This is a genomic window from Haliea sp., from assembly GCF_040221975.1.
Lineage (GTDB): Bacteria > Pseudomonadota > Gammaproteobacteria > Pseudomonadales > Halieaceae > Haliea.
In genome coordinates this window covers 1-22,828 of sequence record NZ_JAVJWR010000001.1, presented here as the reverse complement: position 1 = coordinate 22,828, position 22,828 = coordinate 1, and the positions used below count along the sequence as shown (strand labels likewise).

Here is a 22,828-nt window from a genome sequence, read left to right as displayed (position 1 = left end):
TCGGCCATGTTGATACCCGTGGTACGCATGCACCCTGTGCGCAGTGCATTTCTGCTCTGCGCCGGCATGCTCGCCAGCCTGCTTGCGGTGGCGGAGCCTGCCCGCCCCAACATCGTCTTGATCCTGGCGGACGACGTCGCGCTGATGGACTTCAGCGCCTATGGCGGCGAGGCGCACACGCCCAATATTGACGCCCTCGCCGAGCAGGGAGTGCTGTTCGCCAACTTCCATACCACACCCATGTGCGCACCCTCCCGGGCCATGCTGCTAACCGGCATGGACAACCACCTCACTGGCGTCGCCACCATTCCCGAAGTACTGCCACCGGAGCACCGCGGCCAACCCGGCTACAGCATGTACCTGGAGCCCGGGGTCGAAACCATTGCCGCGCGCCTGCAGCCGCTGGGCTATCGCACCCTGATGACCGGCAAGTGGCACCTGGGCCACGGCCCCGGGCAGCTTCCCAATCATCACGGCTTCGAACGCTCCTTTGTGCTCGATGCCTCCGGTGCCGACAACTGGGAGCAGCGTCCCTACCTGCCGTTCTACAGGACCGCGCCCTGGTTCGAGGACGGCGAGCCTGCAACCCTGCCGGAAGATTTCTACTCGTCGGCCTTTATCGTCGACCAAATGCTGGAGTACATCGAGGACCTGCAACCGGCGCAGCAGCCTTTCCTGGCCTACCTCGCCTTCCAGGCGGTGCACATCCCGGTGCAGGCCCCGCGCGAATTCAGCGACAACTACCGCGGCGTCTACGACGACGGCTGGCAGGCACTGCGCACTGCGCGCTGGCAGCGTGCCCGGGATCGCGGCCTGGTACCCCCTGATGCCCCCCTGGCAGCCATGCATCCGGCGCTGGCGGACTGGGACGGGCTGGACGCGACGGAGCGTCAGCTGTTCAGCCGCCGGATGGAGGTCAACGCCGGCATGATCGAGGCCATGGACCACCATATCGGCCGCCTCATCGCCTACCTGCGGGAGCGGGACCTGTACGACAACACCCTGTTTGTCGTCACCTCGGACAACGGCCCGGAGGCAGCCGATCCTGCCGACTCCGCGCTGATGCGCCTGTGGCTGCAGTTGGTCGGTTACGACGCGACGTCTATCGACACCCTGGGCGAGGCGGGCAGCTACGGCTTTATCGGCCCGGCCTGGGCCAGCGCCGCCGCCAGTCCCAGCGACCTGTTCAAATTCTACAGCGGCCAGGGCGGCCTGCGGGTGCCGCTCATCATCTCGGGGCCGGGCATTGTTCCCAACAGCCTGCAACCGGCCTTCAGCGTCGCGGCCGATATTGCCCCGACCCTGCTGGAACTGGTGCAGCAGCCGGTGGCGGAAGTCATGACCGGGCGCAGCCTGCTGCCTCTCCTGCGCGGGGAAACAGGGCGGGTCTACCCGCCTGACGCCGCCGTTGGCATAGAGACCGCCGGCAACGCTGCCCTGTTCCGGGGCGATTACAAACTGGTGCGCAACCTGGCGCCCTGGGGCGACGGCGAGTGGAAGCTCTACCACCTGGCGACGGACCCGGGCGAGACTCGCGACCTGGCCCGGGCCGAGCCCGCGCTGCTGGCACAGATGCAGCAGGAATATGCCGACTATGCGCGCCGGGTTGGCGTCCTGGACATGCCGCCGGGCTATGAATCGCTGCAGCAGCTGCAGGCAAACTCCCTGCGCGTGATGGCAGCCAACTATTGGCTTTTTTTGCTGGGCTGCATCACAGTCCTGCTGTTGTTGTCGGTTATCCTCTGGCGTATTCTCAAGAGCATCAAAACACGGCGGACATGAACTGAAACAACTGCGTCTCCAAACCCTGTTCCGGGCCACCTGGCTGCTGCTGGCGATGGCCGCGGCGGCGCCGGTATCGGGGCTTAATCCCGACCGTTTGCCCAGCCAGTACCTGTACGACCGCTTCGGGCGCGAACACGGGCTGCCGTCGGATACTGTCTGGATAGCCCGCCAGGGGCCAGAGGGTTACCTCTGGCTGGGTACAAAAAATGGCCTGGCACGTTTCGACGGTGTGCGTTTCACCGTCTTCAACAAGCAGAACCAAGCCGCCTTCAGCTCCAACGATGTACGCGATATCGAAGTCGCGGCGGACGGCAGCCTGTGGTTGGCCACCTACGGCGGCGGTGTACTGCACTATGCCAACGGCGAATTCAGTGCCCTGACCACCGCCGACGGCCTCGCGGATGACATCGTCCACGATGTCCACATAGGCCCCGGCGGCAGCATCTGGTTCGCCACCGGCGTCGGCATCTCGCGCCTGCGGGACGGTGAGTTGCAGAGCTGGAACAAGACGGACGGGCTCACGGACAACCGCACCTTCCGCATCCACGAAGATGGCCGCGGCATGGTCTGGATTGCCACCCTCACCAACGGCCTCAGCCGCTTTGATGGCGCAACCTTCCACAACTTCAGTGAAGGCAGCGGCCTGGACTCCACCCAGGTTCACCTGCTGTTCGCAGACCGGGAATTCGGGCTCATTGCCACCACCATCACCGGCACCAGCTACCGGCTGACGGAACAGGGCCCGGTGCTGCATGAAAGCAGTTCCCTGCAGCAGGACCTGCCGCTACACGCCGCCGTGCGCGACAGTGACGGCAGCCTCTGGCTGGGCACCTATGGCCAGGGGCTGTGGCGACTCGACGCCGAAGGCGCACTGGAGCAATTCACCCTGACCACCGAGCGGCCGGGTTATGTCTTCGAACTGCTCGAGGACAGCGAAGGCAACCTCTGGGCCTCTACCATGCACGGTGTCTATCGCCTGCGCGATAGCGACTTCCTCCAGTACGGCCAGCCAGAGGGCCTGGCCGAGGCAATATTCGTCGTCACCCAGAGTCCGGTGGACGATGCCATCTGGGCAGGCTCGGAAGGCAGCGGCCTGTTCCGGCTGGCAACCGACGGCACGGTGACACGCTTCGATATGGAACAGGGACTCTCAAACAGCAACGTCTCGGCACTGCTGGCGGAAGACGACGGTACAGTCTGGGCCGGCACCTTTGGCGGCGGCCTGAACCGGATTGGCAGCGACGGCAGCATCAGCCACTTCACGGTACAAAACGGGCTCCCGAACAACCACATCATGGGATTGCAGCGGGACCGGCAGGGGCGGCTCTGGGTGGTTACCGACGGCGGCATGGGCATTCTTGATGAAGTAACCGGCGACCTGCACCTGCACCAGGGCTTGCCGGTGGAGACCGTACTCCGGGAAATCACCGAAGACCACCTCGGACGCCTGTGGCTGACCAGCAACAGCGGCCTGATGCAGCTGCAGGACGACAGCATCACCGTGTGGGACGAGTCTGCGGGACTGGGCAGCAATCTGGTCAGCACCACCTATGTCGACGCCGATGGCGTGGTCTGGATCGGCAGTCGGGAATCGGGCCTGGCACGCCTGGAGGGCGACCGCCTGTTCCAGTTTTCCACCGAACACGGGCTGCCACAGCTATCGGTGCTGGCAATACTGGAAGACGATGCGGGCAGGCTCTGGATGAGTGGCGCCGATGGCCTGGTCAGTGTTGCCCGGGCCGAACTGAACGCTGTCGCCCGGGGCACGGCAAGCCGCTTCAACGCGGAGTTCTATACCGAAGCCGATGGCCTGCGTTCAGCCCAGTTCCTGGGGGGATTCCAGCCCGCCGGCTGGCGTGCCCGCGACGGCCGACTCTGGTTTGCCTCCAACCGCGGCCTGGTGGCCGTGGTACCCGATGCCTTCGAACAGCGCGGTGCACCCCTGCGGCCGGTGATTGAAGAGGTCCGGATCAACGGCGAGCCGGTAACATTGACCGACCCGCTGTATCTGCCGCCCGATGCCGGCTCGATGGAAGTCGACTACACCGTGCCGCGACTGGGCAATCCACACACACTGCAGTTTCGCTATTTGCTGGAAGGTTTCGACCGCGACTGGCATCAGGTGGGCAGCCGCCGCACCGCCTACTTCACCGGCCTCTCGGCGGGAACCAGGACCCTGCGCATTGCTGCGACTGACAGCAGCGCCAGCCAGGGCCCGGCGACCGGAGAAGAGGCCACCCTGACCATTGTCCGCGCCCCCTTCTGGTACCAGACCTGGTGGTTCCGGATCCTGGCAGCGCTGACCATCGTATTACTGGCCGCTGCATTGTACGTATTTGCCAGCCGCCAGGCCCTGCGCCGACAGCGACGGCTGGAGCGGCTGGTGGACCGGCGCACACGGGAACTGCAGATTGCGCTGTCGAAAGTGGAGGAAATATCCCGCACCGACAGCCTGACCGGCGTCGCCAACCGCCGCTTCCTCGACGAGATGCTCGACAGCGCCTGGCAGCAGTGCGCCCAACAGCACGCCCCAATCAGCATCATCATGCTCGATATCGACTGCTTCAAGCAGTACAACGACAGCGTCGGCCACGTCGCCGGCGATGAATGCCTGCGCCAGGTAGCCGATGCGCTGCAATCCGGCGTCTTGCGGGATGAGGATGTGATTGCCCGCTACGGCGGCGAGGAATTCCTCGCCCTGCTGCCGGGCGCAGATGCCCACGCGGTGGCGGGCGTCGCTGAGCGTGTCCAGCGTCTGCTCCGAAACCTGAAGATTCCCCACCCGGACAGTCCAGTGTCACCGTACATTACCGCCAGCCTGGGTTGCGCCACCGTCTGGCCGGCAGAAAAGGGTACGCCGGACGAGCTGATCCAGAGTGCCGACCGGGCTCTGTACCGGGCCAAGGACGATGGCCGCGACCGCATCCGCGTCAGCGGCGAGCCCTGACCGCCCGGTTCCCTACTGGGCATAACCGGGCGGGGCGGTAAAAGCGCGATGATGGCGCTCCAGCAGTCGCGCCACCGCCAGAGTAGTGCGATCCCCCAGATAGCGTGACACCACCTGCACTCCCACCGGCAGGCCATCCAGGGTCAGGCCCGCCGGCACTACCGTGGCCGGCAGGTAGGCATTGAGCGTGAGGCCCGCCCAGCGCAGGAGATCCATGTAGGGCCGCGCCACACCGTTGACCGGCAGAGTACGCTGGAGCATGTCCGGCGCATGATCGTGAGGGAAGGCCGGCACGTGCACGCAGGGGCACAGCAGGACATCGACATCCTCGAAAAAGCGTGACCAGGCGGCCCTGGTCCGCAGGCGAATCTCGTTCTGTTGCTGCCACGCGCTGTGGCTGAGCGCGATGCCACGCATCTGCAACATGCCATCGCTGTAGTCCGCCGGGTCAGCGGCGGCCACCGCCTCCGCCGCCATCTCGCGCACGGAGTCGGGCATCGCGCCCGCCATGACCGCCATCAACAGCTGCACATAATTGCGATGGTTGGCCTCCGGGTCGATGTCCGGGCGGGCCTCCAGATCAACCCGGGCACCCAGGTGCTGCAGGGTGCCCGCCACGCTGTTGATGCAGCGCAGCACCTCGTCATCCACCGGGCAAAAGGGGTCGTCCGCCCACACCGCAACCCGCAGGCCACCGGTCTCCCTGAAGCTGGGCGGAGGCAGAATTACCTGCCAGGCCGGGGCGTCGCCGGCATTGGCGCCGAGCAGCAGGTCCAGGGCATGCTCCAGATCATCGACGCAGGTCGCCAGCGGCCCCACCACGGACAGGTCCGGTTCCGCCAGAATGCCCTCCCCCGGCGGCAGGTGGCCGGCCTGGGAGACGACGCCAAAACTGCTCTTGTGGCCGAACACGCCGTTGAAATGGCTGGGGGTACGGATGGAGCCGCCAATGTCGCTACCCAGTTCCAGCGGGGTCAGGCCTGCGGCAAGCGCCGCCGCCGCGCCACCGGAAGAGCCGCCACAGGTCCGCGCGGGGTTCCACGGGTTGTTGCTGACCCCATAGACCTCGTTGTAGGTCTGCAGATCAGCGCTCATGAATGGAACGTTGGTCTTGCCGAAGACAATGGCCCCGGCATCAATATAGCGCTGCACGGCCGCGGCGTTGCTGGCGGGGATATTGTCGCGACAATCGGGAATGCCGCCGACGGTAACCAGGCCGGCGGTACAGTAGGCGTCCTTGATCGTGAGCGGCACACCATGCAACGGTCCCCAGTCCTCGCCGCGGGCGGCCGCGGCATCGGCGGCTGTTGCGCGCTCCCGCGCCCGCGCCTCATCGAGGGCCACAACTGCGTTCAGTTCGCCATTGAAACGCGCTATGCGGTCGAGAAAAAACTCCAGCACACCGGTGGAGGACAAGTGTCCGGCCTTGATGTCCCGCGCCAGCTCAAAGGCGCTGCGATAGAGTATCTGCATGGTAATCCAGCCTGATGACGGTAGTGGTTTTCAGATTCGGTAACAGGGCTGGTAATCGTGCTCGCCCTCTCCCAGCTTCATGCGTTGCTGCTTTACCAGCAGGCGCAGCAGCCGGTCCATGTGCTGGAGCAGGCGCGGCTCGCCGTGCAGCTGATAGGGACCGTGGCGACGCACCTGCTCAATTCCAAATGCCTTGACGTTGCCCGCGACCAGGCCAGAGAAGGTGCGTCGCAGCTGGCTGGCCAACTGGTGTCGCGGCAGCTCTGCGCGCAGTTCCAACGCTGCCATGTTGGCATGGGTGGGAACGAAAGGCTGCTGCAGTTCACCGGCAATGGCAAGCTCCCAGTTGAAGTAATAGGCCTGCTGCGACTTGCGCCGCCGGGAATGCTGTTCCTGTACCGCCTTGCGCACGCTGCGGCCGACCTGGTGCGGGTCGCCGAGTATTATCTGATAATAACCTTTCACTTCCTCGCCCAGGCAGCCTGTCAGGAAGCGCTCCAGTTCCGCGAAATACTCCTCACAGTCGGCGGGACCGGCAAATACCAGTGGCAGGCTCTCGGCATTGTCCGGATGCATCAGGATGGCCAGCAGGTACAGCACCTCCTCCACCGTACCGACGCCACCGGGAAACACCACAATGGCGTGGGCCAGGCGCACGAATGCCTCCAGCCGCTTCTCGATGTCGGGCATGATCACCAGTTCGTTGACAATCGCATTGGGAGACTCGGAGGCGATGATGCCGGGCTCGCTGATGCCGATATAGCGGCCGTTCTTGATCTGCTGCTTGGCGTGACCCACCGCCGCGCCCTTCATAGGCCCCTTCATGGCGCCGATACCGCAGCCGGTGACAATATCCAGGCCGCGCAGGCCCAGTGCATAGCCTACATCCTTGGCATAGTCGTACTCCTCCCGCGGAATCGCGTGACCGCCCCAGCACACTACCATGCGCGGCGGCACATCCGGACGCACCACATCGGCATTGCGCAGTATCCGGAACACCAGGTTGGTCGCTTCCGCCTCGGAACGCGGGATATCCCCGCCGAGCTTGATATCGGTGTAGACAATATCGCGCAGGGCAGAGAACAGGTGCTCCTGGATGCCGCGGATCATGCGCCCATCGACAAAGGCCTGGGCCGGAGCATTGAACAATTCCAGCCGCAGACCGCGCGGCTGGGGCACCAGGCGCAGGTCGAAATCCGAAAAATCCTCGTAGATTTCCGCGGCATCATCCTTGTTGCTGTCGGTGTTCAGGATCGCCAGGGCACAGCGGCGATAGAGGTCAAACAGCTCGCCGCGGGTGGTGGTGAAGTCCTCGATTTCCGCCCGCGACAACAGGTTCAGGGAATTGATCGGATTGACGATGGCGCGGGGCAGCTTTTCCACCTCAGTTGCCCTCCTGAAAATCGCCCCAGTCCCGGGACTGGCCAACGCTGTTGTGCAATTGTTGCAAGGTAATCTTCATTTTTCTCCTCGGTGTCCTGGCCCGCTCCGACCAGGCGGTTGCAACGTGGTCGAGAATTTTACTACGATTGATTAGTCACGAGATTGACATGCAAAAGACTTCTATAAGAAAGATAATTATACAAGGAGCTGTATGAACACTATCACAGACTACAGGGCACGCCCCCTTTGCATCGCCATTATCGCCGCAACCGCCAGCTTCTCCGGGACACTGGCCCAGGCCCAACTCGAAGAGGTAATCGTAACCGCACAGAAACGCGCGGAGTCCGTGCAGGACGTACCCATCGCGATCACCGCGTTTAACGAATCCGCGCTCCGCGACAAACAGATCAACGGCTTTGCCGACATGCGCTTTACCGCGCCCAACGTGTCCTACAACAAGGGCAACTTCACCGGCAACAACTTCCAGATCCGCGGCGTAGGCACCAACCTCGTTGCCGCCTCCGCCGACAGCGGTGTCGGCGTTCATGTCAACGAGGTGCCGCTGATATCGCCACGCCTGTTCGAAACTGAATACTACGATGTCGAGCAAATCCTGATTCTGCGCGGGCCGCAGGGAACACTGTATGGCCGCAACTCCACCGGCGGCGCCGCCAACATGATCACCCGCGGCGCCAGCACCGACGGTTTCGAAGCCAGTGTCGAAGGCCAGTATGGCAATTACGACCACAAGAAGATTACCGGCGCGATCAATATCCCGGTGAATGACAGCTTCGCCATGCGTTTCGCCGGCATCTGGCTGGATCGCGACGGGTACACCGAGAATCTGTTTACCGGCACCGATGTCGATGGTCGCGACCAGGTCTCTGCACGCGCTTCATTCCGCTGGCTGCCGACCGACACCACCCAGGTGGACCTGATGCTGTCCTGGTTTGACGAGGACAGCACCCGCACCCGCAGCCAGAAGACCATGTGTCACAATGATCCCAGCGGGGTTCTCGGCTGCCTGCCGGACAAACTGGATTTTGATGTACCCAATCCGTCCTCCCAGCTCGCCAACATCCTGGCCTCGGATGCGGTGCTGGGGCCCCTGGGCGTGTTCTCGTTCGGGTCCAACGAGCGCGGCGCCGTACCCAGGGATCTGCGCAAGGTCATCTCCGAACGCGACCCGATCTACGAGGCCGATGAAAAGCTGGCGACCCTGACCATCGCCCAGGAGCTCGGCGAATATACCCTGACCTTTGTCGGCGGCTATCAGGAAACCGAGGTGCTGTCGCAGATGGATTACCAGTGGACAGTGGATGGACCGCGAGCCGTGTCGCCGTTCCTGCCCTTCGTCGCACCCACGGCTGCGAACACATTATACGCCGATGGCCTGTTCCCGATTTCGGCGCCCTCGCCCGAATCCACCGGCATCATCGGCGGCCACATCGATTCCTACAGCGTGGGCCTTGAGTCCTACGACCAGTCCAACCAGTCCTCGGAGCAGCTGTCCGCCGAACTGCGCCTGCAGTCTGACTTTGATGGCCCCTTCAACTTCCTGGTAGGCGGCTTCTGGATGGATGTGGATCTGGACAACCAGTACTGGGTATTCGCGAGCGGCCTGGATTACTTCGGCGCGGTGTTCCCGGGTGCAGCCCTGGGCCTTGATGGCCTGGGCTGGGTGGGTCCCAACTTCAACAACGAGACCGGCGACTACAACATCAACTCCCAGGCCCTGTTTGGCGAGGTCTATTATGAGCTCACCGACACCCTGAAGTTGACCATTGGTGCCCGCTATACCATTGATGAAAAGACGATTGAGGACCGCCAGATCCTGTTCAACAATGATCCGGTGACCGGCCTCCCGGTGTTGCAACCCTTTGGCGCCGACCTGCCCATTCCCACGGCCACCCGCCGGGAAAAGAACGACTGGAAAGAGACCACCGGGCGCATCGTGCTGGACTGGTCGGTATCCGCCGATACGCTGGCTTACGCGTCCTACTCCCGCGGCTACAAGGGCGGCGGCTTCAACCCGCCCTTCGACCCGGTCCAGTTCCCCAGCCAGGAGCCGAACTTTGAACCCGAGTTCGTGGACGCGATAGAGATCGGCGTAAAGAACACCCTGCTGAACAACACCCTGCAGGCCAACTTCAGCGCCTTCTACTACGACTATACCGACATGCAGGTGTCCAAGATCGTCAATCGCACCTCGTTCAACGAAAATACGGATGCCGGCATCTGGGGTGGCGAAGCCGAGTTCGTGTTTGCGCCCACGGCCAACTGGCTGGTGAATGCCAACATCGCCTACCTGAACACCGAGGTGAAGGGCTTCGAGAGCGTGGACACCCGCGACCCCACCGCGGGGCGCAGCGATGTCACCCTGCTGAAGGATCTCTCCAACGCCTCCAACTGCGTGGCGCTGTTGCCACCGGATGTCTTCACCGCTGTCGCCGGCTCTCCTTTCACCAGCTGCAGCGCGCTGGCGGATGCCGGACTGCCGATCACCGATGGCATCAGCCAGGACCTGGACGGCAACCAGCTGCAGAACTCGCCGGAATGGACCGTGAGCCTGGGGGCAGAGTACACCTTTGCCCTGCAGGATAGCAGCGAGCTTTCGCTGAGGGTCGACTACTACTGGCAGGACGAAATGTATGCACGCCTGTTCAACCGGGAAATCGACCGCATAGACTCCTGGGATATCTGGAATGCCCAGGCGACCTATACCTCGGCAGACAACCGCTGGTACGCGAGGGCCTACATCAAGAACATTGCCGACGACGACCACCTGGTCGCCATGTACGTCACCGACCCCTCCTCGGGCATGTACACCAACGTGTTCTCGATCGAGCCCCGGACCTACGGCCTTGCGATAGGGTACAACTTCTGACCCGCCGCTCGCCCCTTTCGGCCCGGAACCTGTCCCGGGCCGTTTTTCCTGCAACTCTGCTAACATCGGGACCTCAGCCACCGTGATGAGAGGCCCCCATGCCCAGAATCCTGCTCTATCTGCTCGGCATCCCGCTATTGCTGGCGATTGCCGCCCTGCTATTGCTGCCTCTGCTTGTCGACGAGGAAAAGCTGGTCAGCATCGCCACCACGGAGCTGGAAATGCGCAGCGGTGCACGCGTGACCGTCCACGGCGATGCCGGTCTGAGCCTGTTCCCGCGCCTGGCACTGCGCCTGGTAGATACCGAGCTGCAGCTTCCCGGCGAGGGACAGCCGGAGATCAGCGTCCGAGAGCTGTCGATTGAGGTGTTTCTGCGGCCCCTGCTGTCGCGGGAAGTCGTCATCAAGGGCCTGGAACTGGACGGGCTGGTACTCACCCTGCCCGCGCCGGACGATGCTCCCGCGGCCGCTCTCGCCAACCTCTCCGATGCGCAGCTGGAAGACTTCTATGCGACCCGCCGGAAAGCCCTGAGTCAAGCTGCGGAGAGCGGCGCCGGTGCCGTCCTGGTGGCGCCCCTCGCCCTGAACGTCGCCAGCCTGCGGCTTACCGATACGCGCATCATCCTGCTACAGCCCGCCGGCGTCGATCCCGTGGTGCTAGAGCTGCCGCTGCTCAGGGGTACCGATCTCAACCTGGAGGGCAATCCCGCTTCTCTGACACTGCAGCTGCGGATGGCGGGCGAACAGGAACTGAGCCTGGACCTCGCCACCCTGTTTACTGCCAACGCCGATTCCCAGCTTCTCGAGCTGCAGGAGCTGGAAGCCGAGCTCAGTGGAGCCACGCCGGAGCCGGTGACCCTCCGGGCCAGCGGCAATCTCAGGCTGGACCAGCGCCTCGCGGAGCTGGAGGTGGAACTGGCTAGCGGCGCCACCCGGGGCAGCGGCACCGTGCACTATGCCGCCACGGAAAGCCCGCAAATTGATGCAGTGTTGCGGATGAATCTGCTGGACCCCGCGCTACTGCTGCTGGCAGGCCCCGAGGCGGCCACCAGTGCCGACACAGACAGCGCCGACGGCGATGCCCCCCTGCCCCTGGACGCACTGCGGCTCGCTGATACCCGCGCTGACCTGCGGGTCGAACGCGCGGTCGTCGGCGCTCATGCGGTAGACAACCTGCACCTGCGGCTGCGTGTGGTGGAGGGTGTAGCAACATTTGACACCATCAATGGTGTCATCCATGGCGGCGAGCTCGACGCCACCGCGACCCTGAACGCACGCCTCAGCACCCCCACCCTGAACACCCGGGGGGAGCTGAAAGGGCTCGACACCAGCGTTCTCCTGGCCGCGCTGGAGGCGGATCCGGTCCTGTCCGGCAGGGCCAATGCCACCTGGCAACTCGACAGTCGCGGCAACAGTCGCAATGCGCTGGTTGCCGCGCTGCAGGGAGAGATCCGGCTCGACACCGAGGATCTTGCCCTGGAACAGGTTGGGATCGAGCGCATGCTCTGCCAGGTAATCGCACAGGTCAACCAGGAACCACTACAGACCGAACTCCCCGCGCGCAGCAGCTTTGGCAGCGCCAGTGCCCGCATCCAGCTGGCCGGCGGCGAGGCCAGGCTGGATCCGCTGCAGGCGAGCCTCGATCACGTCGGGCTGCGTGGCGAGGGCAGGCTGGACCTGCTCAGCAACGAGTTCGACGCCCGTTTCCGGGCCCGCCTGGCACCGACTCTGGGGGAGCTGGATTCAGCCTGCCGGGTCAACGAGCGCCTGGTCGCAATCGACTGGCCCGTCAATTGCCGCGGCCAGCTGGGTGGAGAACCCGGCGACTGGTGCCGGGTGGACAGCGAGAAGATTGTCGCCGACCTCGCCCGCAGGGAACTCGAGAGCATGGCCCGCGAGGAAGGGGGGCGCTTCCTGCAGCGCCTGTTGCAGCGGAACAAGCCGGAGGGGGATGCAACCCGTGAAGATTAAGGCGTACTCGGGCATTTGCGCAGGGATACTGTCCCTGTCGCTGCTGCAAGCAATCAGCCTGCCGCCGGGGGCGGACGCGGCCCGACCTGACGCGGCCCGACCTGACGCGGCCCGACCTGACGCTGCCCGACCTGACGCGGCCCGACCTGACGCTGCCCGACAGCTGATCGAAAGCCTCAACCTGGAGGTCGCGCCCACCGCGGTCAGCAGCCATCCCCGGTGGAAACCGGCGCGGGTGGTCGTATCACTGCCACGCGGCATGGCCGGCAACGACAGCTACCTCAAGCAGCTGCAAGCTACGGCGGGAGAGGTGACCCTGGTGGTGGACGATTCGGGAGCCTTTGTACCCACGCAAGACACCCTGGCCGGGGCCGATGCCTATATCGGTTTCTGCACCACCGACATGCTAGCCAACGCCGATTCCGGTCTGCTGTGGATCCATAGCTACACCGTCGGCATGGATCGCTGCAGCGGCGCCAGCGATGCCCTGCAAGCGGACCGGATCTTCACCAACAACCAGCGCCTGTCCGGGCCAACAATTGCCGAACACGGCATCGCCATGTTGCTGGCAATCAGCCGGGGCCTGCCCGCCTACAGCGCGGCCCAGGCCGAGCGCCAGTGGCGCCGGGAGCTGTCGGCAGAGCTGGGTTTTGGTGAACTGGCCGGCAAGACCATGCTGGTCGCGGGACTCGGTGGCATCGGTACCGAAGTGGCGCGCCGGGCCCACGGCCTCGGCATGCGGGTGACCGCCACCCGCAACTCTTCCCGCGAAGGGCCGGACTTTGTGGCCTACGTGGGACTGGCGGATGAACTGGGCACACTGGCGAGCGAGGCGGATGTGGTAGTCAATGCGCTGCCCCTGACGGAGCAGACCGCCGGCCTGTTCGATGCGGAGCTGTTCGCGCGGATCAAGCCGGGCGCGATCTACATCAATGTCGGGCGCGGCCAGACCACGGACACCAGCGCCCTGGTGGCGGCCCTTGAAAGCGGGCATCTGTACGGGGCCGGCCTGGATGTCACCGACCCGGAACCACTGCCGGAGGACAGCCCGCTGTGGCGGCTGCCCAACGTGATCATCACTCCCCACGTAGCGGCCGCCGGGGGTGACAGCCTGCAGCGCACCGCCCTGATCGCGACCGAGAACCTGCGCCGCTATGTCAGTGGCGAACCCCTGCTCAACCTGGTGGACCTCCAGGCCGGCTACTAGACCTGTGGGAACCCACCGGTTTCTGTAGGAGTCCGCTCCGCGGGCGATGGGGAACCCACCGGTTTCTGTAGGAGTCCGCTCCGCGGGCGATGGGGGATCGATCGCGCACGGAGTGCGCTCCTACCGTCAGGCCGCGCGCAGGGCCCGGCCCAGGCTCCGGCTGCCCAGCACCTCGGTAAACTCGCCCCGCTGCCAGACCGGTTCGCCGTTGATCAGCACCTGGGTTACCACGCCGTCGGAACGGTTGACCATCTGCTTGTGATCGAACAGCTCACGGTGAATGAAGGCCCGGTGCTCGTTGCTATCCCAGCCCTTCAGCACCTCCGGGTCAACCAGGGTGATGTCCGCCTGGGCGCCGATCTCGAGACTCCCCACATCAAGGCCAAAGAATTCGGCCGGGTCCCGCGTCAGGCGCTTGACCATCCTGGCGACGGTCTCCATACCCTCCGCCTGTGCCAGTTTCAGCGACATCAGGTTGGCATCAAAAAAGGCCATGTTGGTGATGTGGGCACCGGAATCATTGAATCCCGGCAGCGCGTTACGGTGCAGCAGGTAGCCCAGGGTTGCCTCCTTGTCCGTGTTGCCGACGTCGACATACCAGCGGAAGGATTTGTCGTACTCGCGCAGCAGGTGCAACATGAAGTCGGCGTCGTCCGCGGTCGGGTTGGGGAAGGCGGCAAGCGCCTCGCGCTCAGCCTCTGAACGGGCCTCCCCTGACTGGCCGCGCTGGAACCGCTGCAGGCGCTCAAATACCTGCTGCATGGATTCACCATCCCACTCGGACACCGGTGCCCCATCAAAAATCATCAACTCCGGGTCGCGGATAACCACCTTGTCCGGCAGCCCCATTCTGGCCTTGAACGTGGCCAGGTTGCGCCCCTTGCGACCGTGAAACCAGTCGCGGCGAAACTCTTCGACAAAGGCAGGGTCATTGAGCAGCGCACGGCGCCCCTCGACATCGTCATACTCCCTGGCGATCAGCTTGCAGGTAGAGTCCAGCTCCTCGAAAATCGGGCTGACGATGCCATCGGCCCAGATGCGGAAATTGGTGCCCAGGGCCTGGAAATGTATGCGTCCCCTGAGCAGGGCGCTGTTGACCAGCCCGGCAACACCCAGGAAAGCGTTGGAGGCCTTGGGCGCCAGCACGAACTTCATCACCGACAGCGCGGAGGTTTTCAGCGGGCGACCGCCGAACAGGCGGCCGCTGCTGAGGAAGAAATACAGCAGACCCTTGATCCGGTTCTCGATGATGGGCGTCGTCTGCCAGACCCGGTCGTGACGGCGGACCACGCCCAGCAGGCGCTTGAGCTCGCCGAAACTGGCGAACTGGGTCGGAATGCGCTGGTCGGTATGGGGCGCGTTGGCGAGGTAGTGGAACGGCAGCCCGTCAGTACTCATCCCCAGGTAGCCCTGGGTCATGGCCTGCTCCAACAGTCTTTCCATCTCCCGCAGTTCAGTTTCGGTGGGATCGCGGCTAATGCTGTCTTGCAGGCCCATCACCTCCACCCGCAGCATGGAATGGGGCACAAAGGCACCAATATTGGGGCCCAGCGGCAGCTTGTCGAAGTGGTCCATGTAGTCACCGGTATTGTCCCAGGTGATGGTTTCCACGCACTTGCTCAACACTTTCTTGGGAATGTTCTCTACCCGGGTGAAGCAGTCCACGATCGGATTCTGTTCACCCTCCAGCTGCTGGCCGAAGCAGGTACCGAGGCTGCAATTGCCCACCAGCACCGTGGTGGTGCCATGGCGCACCACCTCCGGCAGGCGCGGGTCCAGATCCACTTCCAGGTCGAGATGGGTGTGAATATCCAGCAGGCCGGGCATCAGCCACTGCCCTGCCCCGTCGATGACGCGGGACGCCTCGCCTCGCGGCAGGGCGTTGCCCCGGGCGGCGATGCGGCCATCCCTGATGGCAATATCCAGGGTTTGCGGCGGCTCGCCGCTGCCATCGAAGACCAGGGCGTCGGTGATCAGGGTATCCCAGCTGCTTGTGCTCATTGTGGCTCCATGTGAATGCAGGCTAATGGCCGATAGTAATTGCCCAGACCCGCTAATCTGCCATCCACGACCGCCACAGTAAAGCATTTGTCCGCTTGCACTAAATATAAGCTTGCTTATAATGAGGACATCTATAAAAGTGGGGTACAGTGTGAGCCGCGCAAAAGAGGAAGCTGCCAGCCAGCTCAGTTTTGAACTGCACACCGCGGCGCGCCTGCTGCGGCGCAACTACGACCGTCGCGCCCGGGCCCACGGCCTCACCCGCTCCAAATGGCAGGTCCTGTGGTCACTCTCGCGCGAACAGGGGGCAAAGCAGGCGGAGCTGGCCGAACGGCTGGATGTGGCGCCCATCAGCCTCACACGCCAGCTCGATATCCTCGAGCAGGAAGGGCTGATCGAGCGGCGGCGAGACGACCAGGACCGGCGCTGCTTTCGTATTTACCTGACCGATGCGGCGCAACCGGCCCTGGCTACATTGCGCGGGCTTGCCGAATTGACACGCGCCGAGGCCCTGGCCGGTCTCGACCACGACGAGATCGTGCAATTGAAATCACTATTGGAACGGGTTCGCCTGAATCTGGTTCGGGAGGAGTAAACGCACCATGTCACAGCTGCTGCAAAGACGTCTGCTGATGGGCGCGGGCCTGGTCGTGGCCGGCCTGGCGGTCGCCTGGTTCACGCTCGGCGGCCAGGGCAGCATCAGCACCGAGAACGCCTACGTCAAGGCCAACAAGCTGGCCCTGTCCAGTGAAGTCAATGCCATCGTTAAATCCGTGCTCGTGCAACCTAACCAGCCCGTCGAGGCAGGCCAGCTGCTGGTGCAGCTGGAAGACCAGCCATTCCAGCTCGCTGTCGACGAGGCCGAGGCCCACCTGGCCCAGGTGCAGAACCAGATCATGACGCGGCGGGCGGAATACGCCGAAGTGGAGGCCGAGATTCGCCAGGCAGAGGAAGACGCGGCCTACTACGAGCGCCAGCTGTTGCGCAATCAGCGCATGGGGTCCTCTGCCATATCCGAGGCGGACCTGGATGAGTCACGGCAACGCCTGGCGCACTCCCAGGCCCAGATAGCCATCAATCGCCAGAAGCTCGCGGGCCTGCGCGCAGCGCTGGGTGGCGACCCCGAACTGCCGCTGGCAGCTCAGGCCGATATCCAGGTGGCGCAGGCCCAGCTGGACCGCGCGCGTTATCAATTATCGCGCACCCGAATCTCCGCACCCGTCGCAGGGACCGTGGCCAATGAAGTGCCGCAGCTGGGCGAGATGACCGTGGCAGGTTTCGCAGTGGTGACATTGATGGCAACCAACGACATCTGGATCGAAGCGAACCTGAAAGAAACACAACTGACGCACGTGCGCCCGGGGCAAACGGCGGAAGTGACCATCGACGCCTATCCCGGCCAGGTATTGCGCGCACGGGTGGAAACGCTGAGCCCGGCCAGTGGCTCGGAGTTCGCCATGATTCCCGCGCAGAACGCCAGCGGCAACTGGGTCAAGGTCGTGCAACGCATTCCGGTCCGCCTGCGCCTGGAAAGCCTGCCGGAAAATGCCGTAATGCGCGCCGGCATGAGTGCCGAAGTACGCATCGAAACGCGGCCCGAGGAACCGATGGCGAACGCGCAGGCAGCGGCTCCCGCTGCCCGTCAGGTGGCTGCCAACCCGCTGTGAGCCCGCGCACAGTAGCACCGTGGCTGGTGGCCGCCAGCGTCATGCCGGCCACCATCATCCAGGTGGTGGATACCACCATCGCCAACGTGGCCCTGCCCCATATGCAGGGCAGCCTGGGGGCGAGTAGCGACCAGGTTATCTGGATTCTTACTTCCTATATCGTCACCGCAGCGATCATGACCCTGCCGGTGGGGTATATGGCACAGCGCTTCGGGCGACGCTCCGTGTTGTTGTGGTCAGTGGCCGGCTTCACCCTCACCTCCATGCTCTGCGGGCAGGCGACCAGCCTGAATGAAATGGTCATGTGGCGTATTCTGCAGGGGGCTTTCGGGGCCTCTCTGGCACCACTTTCACAATCGATCCTGCTGGACACCTTCCCGAAGGAGAAACATGCCTCGGCGATGAGCATCTGGGGCATGGGCATCATGATCGGCCCCATCCTCGGCCCCACGCTGGGCGGCTGGCTGACAGACACCTACTCCTGGCGCTATGTGTTCTACATCAACGTGCCACTGGGGATCGCCTCGCTCATTGGTATTTACCGCTTTGTGCCCCGAACCGCCGCAATAGAAAAGCGCTTTGATCTGCTCGGTTTCGGGCTGCTTGCCGTATCCGTTGGGGCGCTGCAGTTAATGCTTGATCGCGGTGCCCATGTGCTCTGGTTCGAAGCACTGGAAATCAAGGTGTACGCGGTCATGATCGGCCTCGGGGTGTATCTGTTTGCGGTGCACAACCTGACCAGTGACCAGCGCTTTGTGTCACCCGCGCTGTTCCGTGACCGCAACTACGTCACCGGTGTGTTGTTTATCTTCCTCGTGGGCATAGTGCTGCTGGCGACAATGGCCCTGCTGCCACCTTTCCTGCAAAACTGGAAGGGCTACCCGGCGGTGACCACCGGCCTGGTGTTGATGCCCCGCGGCGTCGGCACCATGCTCGGGATGATGGTTGTAGCGCGACTTATGAAATGGATTGATCCGCGGCTGCTGATCATCATTGGGATGGGTGTGGCGAGCATGACCCTGGGAGAGATGGCCAGCTTCACCATGGAAGTGAGCCAGAGGACGCTGGCCATTACCGGCTTCGCTCAGGGGCTTGGGCTGGGCCTGGTATTTATCCCCAGTACAACACTGGCCTACGCAACACTGGCACCGGCGTTACGCGATGAGGGTGCAGCAATCTTCAGCCTGTCGCGGAACCTGGGCAGCAGTATCGGTGTATCCATGATCATGGCATTATTGACCCGCAATATGTGGATCAACCAGCAGGAACTGGCCGCACGGTTGACACCGAAGTCGGGGTTGCCGGGTGGGTTACACGACCCCGGCATGGTGGTCGCGCTCCCCGGCGAGGTCATTGCCACCGTGGCCCGGCAAGCTGCGGAAATAGCCTACGTCAACGACTTCCACCTGTTGATGTGGGTGAACCTCGCCGCGATCCCGATGGTCCTGCTGCTGCGCGTCCCCAAACACATTCGTCAGCCCCGCGTTGCCGCCGCCGAGACCTGACCCGGAGAGAGTCCCGCCCATGACCAGCACCGGCACACCTCCCACCTTCGAACACAGCTTTGCCGACCTGCCCGAGCGTTTCTACCAGGCCCTGACACCCACCCCGGTCGCCGCACCGACGCCAATACGCGTCAATCGAGCGCTGGCGGAGTACCTGGGCCTGGATGCTGACTGGCTAGCCTCCGAGGCAGGCACCGCCTGGCTTGCCGGCAATACCATCACGCCGGGCTCGCGCCCGCTGGCAGCTGCCTACGCCGGCCACCAGTTCGGCAGCTTCAACCCACAGCTCGGGGATGGCCGCGCGATCCTGCTGGGTGAGCTGCAGGGAACCGACGGCAGGCGCATGGACCTGCAGCTCAAGGGCGCCGGCCGCACGTCCTGGTCCCGGGGTGGCGATGGCCGCTCACCGCTGGGGCCGGTACTGCGCGAATATATCGTCAGCGAGGCCATGGCGGCCCTGGGCGTACCCAGCACCCGCGCCCTGGCTGCAGTCAGCACGGGCGAGCCCGTGTATCGTGAGCGTTCACTACCCGGCGCAGTCCTGGCCCGGGTGGCCGCCAGCCATATCCGCATCGGCAGCTTCGAATTCTTTGCCGCGCGCAAGGATCGGGAGGCCCTGGAGATCCTGGTGCGCTACACCCTGGAACGCCACTACCCGGAGCTGGCCGATGCCGCGAACCCCGGCCTCGCCCTGCTCGAATCGGCAATCCGCGCCCAGGCCAGCCTCGTATCCCGCTGGCAGTTGCTGGGCTTCATCCACGGGGTGATGAACACCGACAACATGCTGCTCTCCGGCGAGACCATCGACTACGGCCCCTGCGCCTTCATGGACGCCTTCAACCCGGATACCGTGTTCAGCTCCATCGACCACGGCGGCCGCTACGCCTACCGCAACCAGCCCGGCATCGCCCACTGGAACCTGGCCTGCCTGGCCCAGGCGCTGGTCCCGGTACTGCACGAGGACAGCGAGCAGGCCGTGGCCCTGGCCCAGGGCGCGGTGGACACATACGGCGACCAGTTCCTCGAAGCCCACACCGCTGGCCTCAAGGCCAAGCTGGGGCTGAAGCTGGTCGAAGACCGCCCCGAAGACGCCGCTCTGATCGAGGACCTCTACAGCCTGATGGCCAGCGAAGCCACCGACTTCACCCTGACCTTCCGCCGCCTCGCGGATCTGGCCAGCCCCGACACCGCCGGCGACCAGGACTGCGGCGAACTCTATCCCCTGCCGCAGAGCTTCGACCCCTGGCTGGCGCGTTGGAGGGATCGCCTCGCAGCCGAGCCCGTCGATTCGCAGGAACGACAAGAGGGGATGTACCGCGCCAATCCGGTCTTCATCCCGCGCAACCACCTGGTGGAGGCCGCCATCGCCGCGGCTACGGATGAGGGCGACTTCGCACCCTTCCACGCCCTGGTCGACCGACTGGCGGATCCCTGGACCTGGAGTTCCGAAGACCGAAGCTTCGCCTTGCCGCCCGGGCCGGAACAGCAGGTGTACCAGACCTTCTGCGGAACCTGATCGAGTCTGGGCAGCCAGAATCTCGCGATGAGGCGCTGACCGGTGCGCGCCCCCCGGGACCGTCCGAGACAGGGAGAGCCCACCCCGCGTTATCGGGTGTGTCGAGGAAGAGCGTCCATGGATGGACTTGCAGCGTGTCCCGGGGGGCGTGCAGCGGGCGGCGCCGGATTCAGATTCATCGCTCCTTCCAGAGGAGGTTTCGACTCGGTTGGGTCAAGCCAGTATAATTGCGCGCTCCAACCACCCAGCCCCGAGCCACCGCCTTGAACACTGAATTTTTCGGCAAGACCCTGTCCGGCCCGTTCACGATTCCCTCCGGGATTGTCACGACTGCCACCTCGATCATCCAGTATGTATTCGACCACATGCCGGAGGTGGGGGTGGTGACGACCAAGAGCATCGGCCTGCAGCCGCGGCTGGGGAACCGGGAGCCGGTGCTGAGCCAGTACGCGCCCGGCTGCTTTGTGAACGCGGTGGGGCTGACCAATCCGGGAGCGCAGGAGTCTGTAGCGCTGCTGGGCAAGCTGCGGGTACCGGAAGACCGGTTCCTGCTGGTGTCCATATTTGGCGGCAGTCTGGAGGAGTTTGTGGAGGTGGCGAAGCTGCTGGCGCCAGTGGCCGACGGGCTGGAGCTGAACCTGTCCTGCCCTCACGCCAAGGGCTACGGCATGGCGATGGGCCAGGACCCGGACATGGTGCGGGAGATTACCGCGGCAGTGAAGGCGGTGGTGGACATCCCGGTGATTCCCAAACTGACGCCGAACACGCCGAATATTGCCGAGATCGCCGAGGCGGCGAAGGCCGGTGGCGCCGATGGGCTGTGCGCCATCAACACCGTGGGGCCGGGCTACACCTCTTCCCACGGCCACGCAGTGCTGAGCAATGGCTCCGGCGGGATGTCGGGCAAGGGCGTGCTGCCCATCGGCCTCAAGTGTGTGCGGGAAGTCGTCGCGGCGACGGGGCTGCCGGTGATCGGCTGCGGCGGCGCCAGCAGCGCCGAGGATGTGCGCGCGTTCCTGGATGCGGGCGCCACGGTAGTGGGAGTGGGCTCGGCGCTGGTGGGCATGACCACCGAAGATATGGCCGAGTACTTCCAGGCCCTGCAACGGGATCTCGAGCGCGAAAGCAACCGCGCCGAGAGCCTGGTCCGCTACGACATCGACATGCAGTTTCGCCCGGTCACCCTGGTCCACACCGAGCGGATCTGCGAGGACATCGCCATCCTCACTTTCGACCGCAAGATCAATGTCCAGGCCGGTGAGTTCATTTTCCTCTGGGTTCCCGGGGTCGGCGAGAAGCCCTTCTCCGCCCTCACCGACGACCCCTTCTCGCTGGTGGTGATCGACCTGGGTCTGTTCACCCACACCCTGATGGACCTGCCGGTGGGCACCGAGGCCTATGTGCGCGGCCCTCACGGCGTCCCGGTCAGCCCCCCCGAGGAGGCCCGCATCATGGCGGTAGCCGGCGGTACCGGGCTCGCGGCGGTATACCAGATCGCGCGAGATTTCGGCAACGCCGAGATCTTTGCCGGCGCCCGCAGCCAGGACCGGCTGTACTTCCTCGAGGAGTGCGCAAAGATTGCCACCCTGCACGTCGCCACCGACGACGGCAGCGCCGGCTTCCACGGCCAGGTCACCGAGCTGCTGCGGCAGCGGCTGCAGGAGATGAGCAAGGAGGAGCGGGCAAAGCTGGTGTTCTACAACTGCGGCCCTGAGCCCATGGTGCACGCCGCCGAGGCAGTGCAGCGCGAGTTCTGCGGCGAACACCAGATCCACAGTGCCATCGACTACCTGACCAAGTGCGGCGTCGGTATCTGCGGGGCCTGTGCAGCGCCGGACGGGCGCAGAGGTTGCGTCGACGGGCCGTTTTTGTCGGCAGGGGGCTGAACAAACCCGCCTGATCTATCAGCAGGCGCGTGTTACGGCTCGCATCGAATTGATAGAACCGGTCGTTGCTGTCATCGTGCACTGAGGTCAGTCGATACCACAGTGTAACTCCACAACTGCGCACCAAATCTCGTAATCCCCGAGATCGTTTGCGGAAGTACCGCTCTCCAGCTCAAATTAATGGTACCAGCGAAGGCGGGGGGCCAGTTTTAAACGGCAACCAACACCCAGGAATTGTGAGCGCTCTTTCGCTGGGCAGGGCAGCGATGTGCGACTACCGAACCAGGGCCGAACCGGCTGCGACGAAAATCCGGCGCCGTGGAGTGTAAGCCGAAGACGTGCAACAGATTTCCAGGATCGAACGCCGAACCGGCGCCGAACGTACTCGGGATGCCGACTTGACGCTAGAGTTTCGCATGAAGATGCTCAACCGCGAACGCTTACTCTAGTGGGCTGCGCGGCTAATTCGGTAACATTCAGCCGGCGCGACTCAGCGTTGTGCCTCTTGGTAAGGGAGCCACCCTTGCCGGCAAGCCACGCCTTGATTCGCGCCGGCACAGGCGCTCTGAACGTTACCGAATTAGCCGCGCAGCCCACTAGG

General features: G+C 64.2%; 13 protein-coding genes. 10 read left to right on the top strand and 3 right to left on the bottom strand.

Annotated elements, in window-relative coordinates:
• Positions 1-6: 6 nt before the first annotated feature.
• Positions 7-1,782: an arylsulfatase gene (locus RLO07_RS00065; RefSeq protein ID WP_462290085.1), complete on the top strand. Its 1,776-nt coding sequence runs from the start codon at positions 7-9 to the stop codon at positions 1,780-1,782.
• Positions 1,783-1,837: 55 nt separating this feature from the next.
• Entirely contained in the window at positions 1,838-4,732 is a 2,895-nt protein-coding gene (locus tag RLO07_RS00060) for a diguanylate cyclase domain-containing protein (RefSeq protein WP_462290084.1), read from the top strand.
• Positions 4,733-4,744: 12 nt separating this feature from the next.
• On the opposite strand, the gene RLO07_RS00055 is transcribed toward RLO07_RS00060, so the two are convergent.
• Positions 4,745-6,205 carry an amidase gene (locus RLO07_RS00055; RefSeq protein ID WP_462290083.1) on the bottom strand — a complete coding sequence of 487 codons (1,461 nt, stop codon included), beginning with the start codon at positions 6,203-6,205 and terminating at the stop codon, positions 4,745-4,747.
• A 30-nt stretch (positions 6,206-6,235) separates the two neighbouring features.
• Complete coding sequence (gene ppnN / locus RLO07_RS00050; protein WP_462290082.1) at positions 6,236-7,588, bottom strand: nucleotide 5'-monophosphate nucleosidase PpnN; 1,353 nt, start codon at positions 7,586-7,588, stop codon at positions 6,236-6,238.
• Positions 7,589-7,799: 211 nt separating this feature from the next.
• On the opposite strand from ppnN, the gene RLO07_RS00045 reads away from it, so the two are divergent.
• The 3 genes from RLO07_RS00045 (at position 7,800) to RLO07_RS00035 (ending at position 13,652) form a co-directional block, all read left to right on the top strand.
• Positions 7,800-10,475, top strand: a complete 2,676-nt coding sequence (locus tag RLO07_RS00045; RefSeq protein WP_462290081.1) for a TonB-dependent receptor — start codon at positions 7,800-7,802, stop codon at positions 10,473-10,475.
• Between the two features lie 98 nt (positions 10,476-10,573).
• A complete protein-coding gene (locus RLO07_RS00040; protein WP_462290080.1) occupies positions 10,574-12,445 on the top strand; it encodes an AsmA family protein in 1,872 nt (623 codons plus the stop codon).
• Positions 12,435-13,652 carry a D-2-hydroxyacid dehydrogenase gene (locus RLO07_RS00035; protein WP_462290079.1) on the top strand — a complete coding sequence of 406 codons (1,218 nt, stop codon included), beginning with the start codon at positions 12,435-12,437 and terminating at the stop codon, positions 13,650-13,652. Before RLO07_RS00040 ends, RLO07_RS00035 begins: the two co-directional genes overlap by 11 nt.
• A 126-nt stretch (positions 13,653-13,778) precedes the next feature.
• On the opposite strand, the gene RLO07_RS00030 is transcribed toward RLO07_RS00035, so the two are convergent.
• The gene (locus tag RLO07_RS00030; protein ID WP_462290078.1) at positions 13,779-15,653 is read right to left on the bottom strand and encodes an N-acyl-D-amino-acid deacylase family protein; all 1,875 of its coding nucleotides are present in this window, start codon (positions 15,651-15,653) and stop codon (positions 13,779-13,781) included.
• Positions 15,654-15,804: 151 nt separating this feature from the next.
• Here RLO07_RS00030 and RLO07_RS00025 point away from each other — a divergent pair, with 151 nt between their 5' ends.
• From RLO07_RS00025 to RLO07_RS00005, 5 genes are all read left to right on the top strand, one after another.
• On the top strand, positions 15,805-16,248 hold the full coding sequence (locus RLO07_RS00025) for a MarR family winged helix-turn-helix transcriptional regulator (RefSeq protein WP_462290077.1): 444 nt from the start codon (positions 15,805-15,807) through the stop codon (positions 16,246-16,248).
• 7 nt (positions 16,249-16,255) lie between these two features.
• Complete coding sequence (locus RLO07_RS00020; RefSeq protein WP_462290076.1) at positions 16,256-17,320, top strand: HlyD family secretion protein; 1,065 nt, start codon at positions 16,256-16,258, stop codon at positions 17,318-17,320.
• On the top strand, positions 17,317-18,825 hold the full coding sequence (locus tag RLO07_RS00015) for an MDR family MFS transporter (protein ID WP_462290075.1): 1,509 nt from the start codon (positions 17,317-17,319) through the stop codon (positions 18,823-18,825). Before RLO07_RS00020 ends, RLO07_RS00015 begins: the two co-directional genes overlap by 4 nt.
• A 19-nt stretch (positions 18,826-18,844) precedes the next feature.
• Positions 18,845-20,341: a protein adenylyltransferase SelO gene (locus RLO07_RS00010; RefSeq protein WP_462290074.1), complete on the top strand. Its 1,497-nt coding sequence runs from the start codon at positions 18,845-18,847 to the stop codon at positions 20,339-20,341.
• Positions 20,342-20,604: 263 nt separating this feature from the next.
• On the top strand, positions 20,605-22,227 hold the full coding sequence (locus RLO07_RS00005) for a tRNA-dihydrouridine synthase (RefSeq protein WP_462290073.1): 1,623 nt from the start codon (positions 20,605-20,607) through the stop codon (positions 22,225-22,227).
• Positions 22,228-22,828 lie beyond the last annotated feature (601 nt).

Excerpts from the sequence above, each read along its gene's own strand:
- RLO07_RS00065 (WP_462290085.1), top strand. The coding sequence starts at position 7 with ATGTTGATACCCGTGGTACGCATGCACCCTGTGCGCAGTGCATTTCTG.
- RLO07_RS00060 (WP_462290084.1), top strand. The coding sequence starts at position 1,838 with ATGGCCGCGGCGGCGCCGGTATCGGGGCTTAATCCCGACCGTTTGCCC.
- RLO07_RS00055 (WP_462290083.1), bottom strand. The coding sequence starts at position 6,205 with ATGCAGATACTCTATCGCAGCGCCTTTGAGCTGGCGCGGGACATCAAG.
- RLO07_RS00045 (WP_462290081.1), top strand. The coding sequence starts at position 7,800 with ATGAACACTATCACAGACTACAGGGCACGCCCCCTTTGCATCGCCATT.
- RLO07_RS00040 (WP_462290080.1), top strand. The coding sequence starts at position 10,574 with ATGCCCAGAATCCTGCTCTATCTGCTCGGCATCCCGCTATTGCTGGCG.
- RLO07_RS00030 (WP_462290078.1), bottom strand. The coding sequence starts at position 15,653 with ATGAGCACAAGCAGCTGGGATACCCTGATCACCGACGCCCTGGTCTTC.
- RLO07_RS00020 (WP_462290076.1), top strand. The coding sequence starts at position 16,256 with ATGTCACAGCTGCTGCAAAGACGTCTGCTGATGGGCGCGGGCCTGGTC.
- RLO07_RS00010 (WP_462290074.1), top strand. The coding sequence starts at position 18,845 with ATGACCAGCACCGGCACACCTCCCACCTTCGAACACAGCTTTGCCGAC.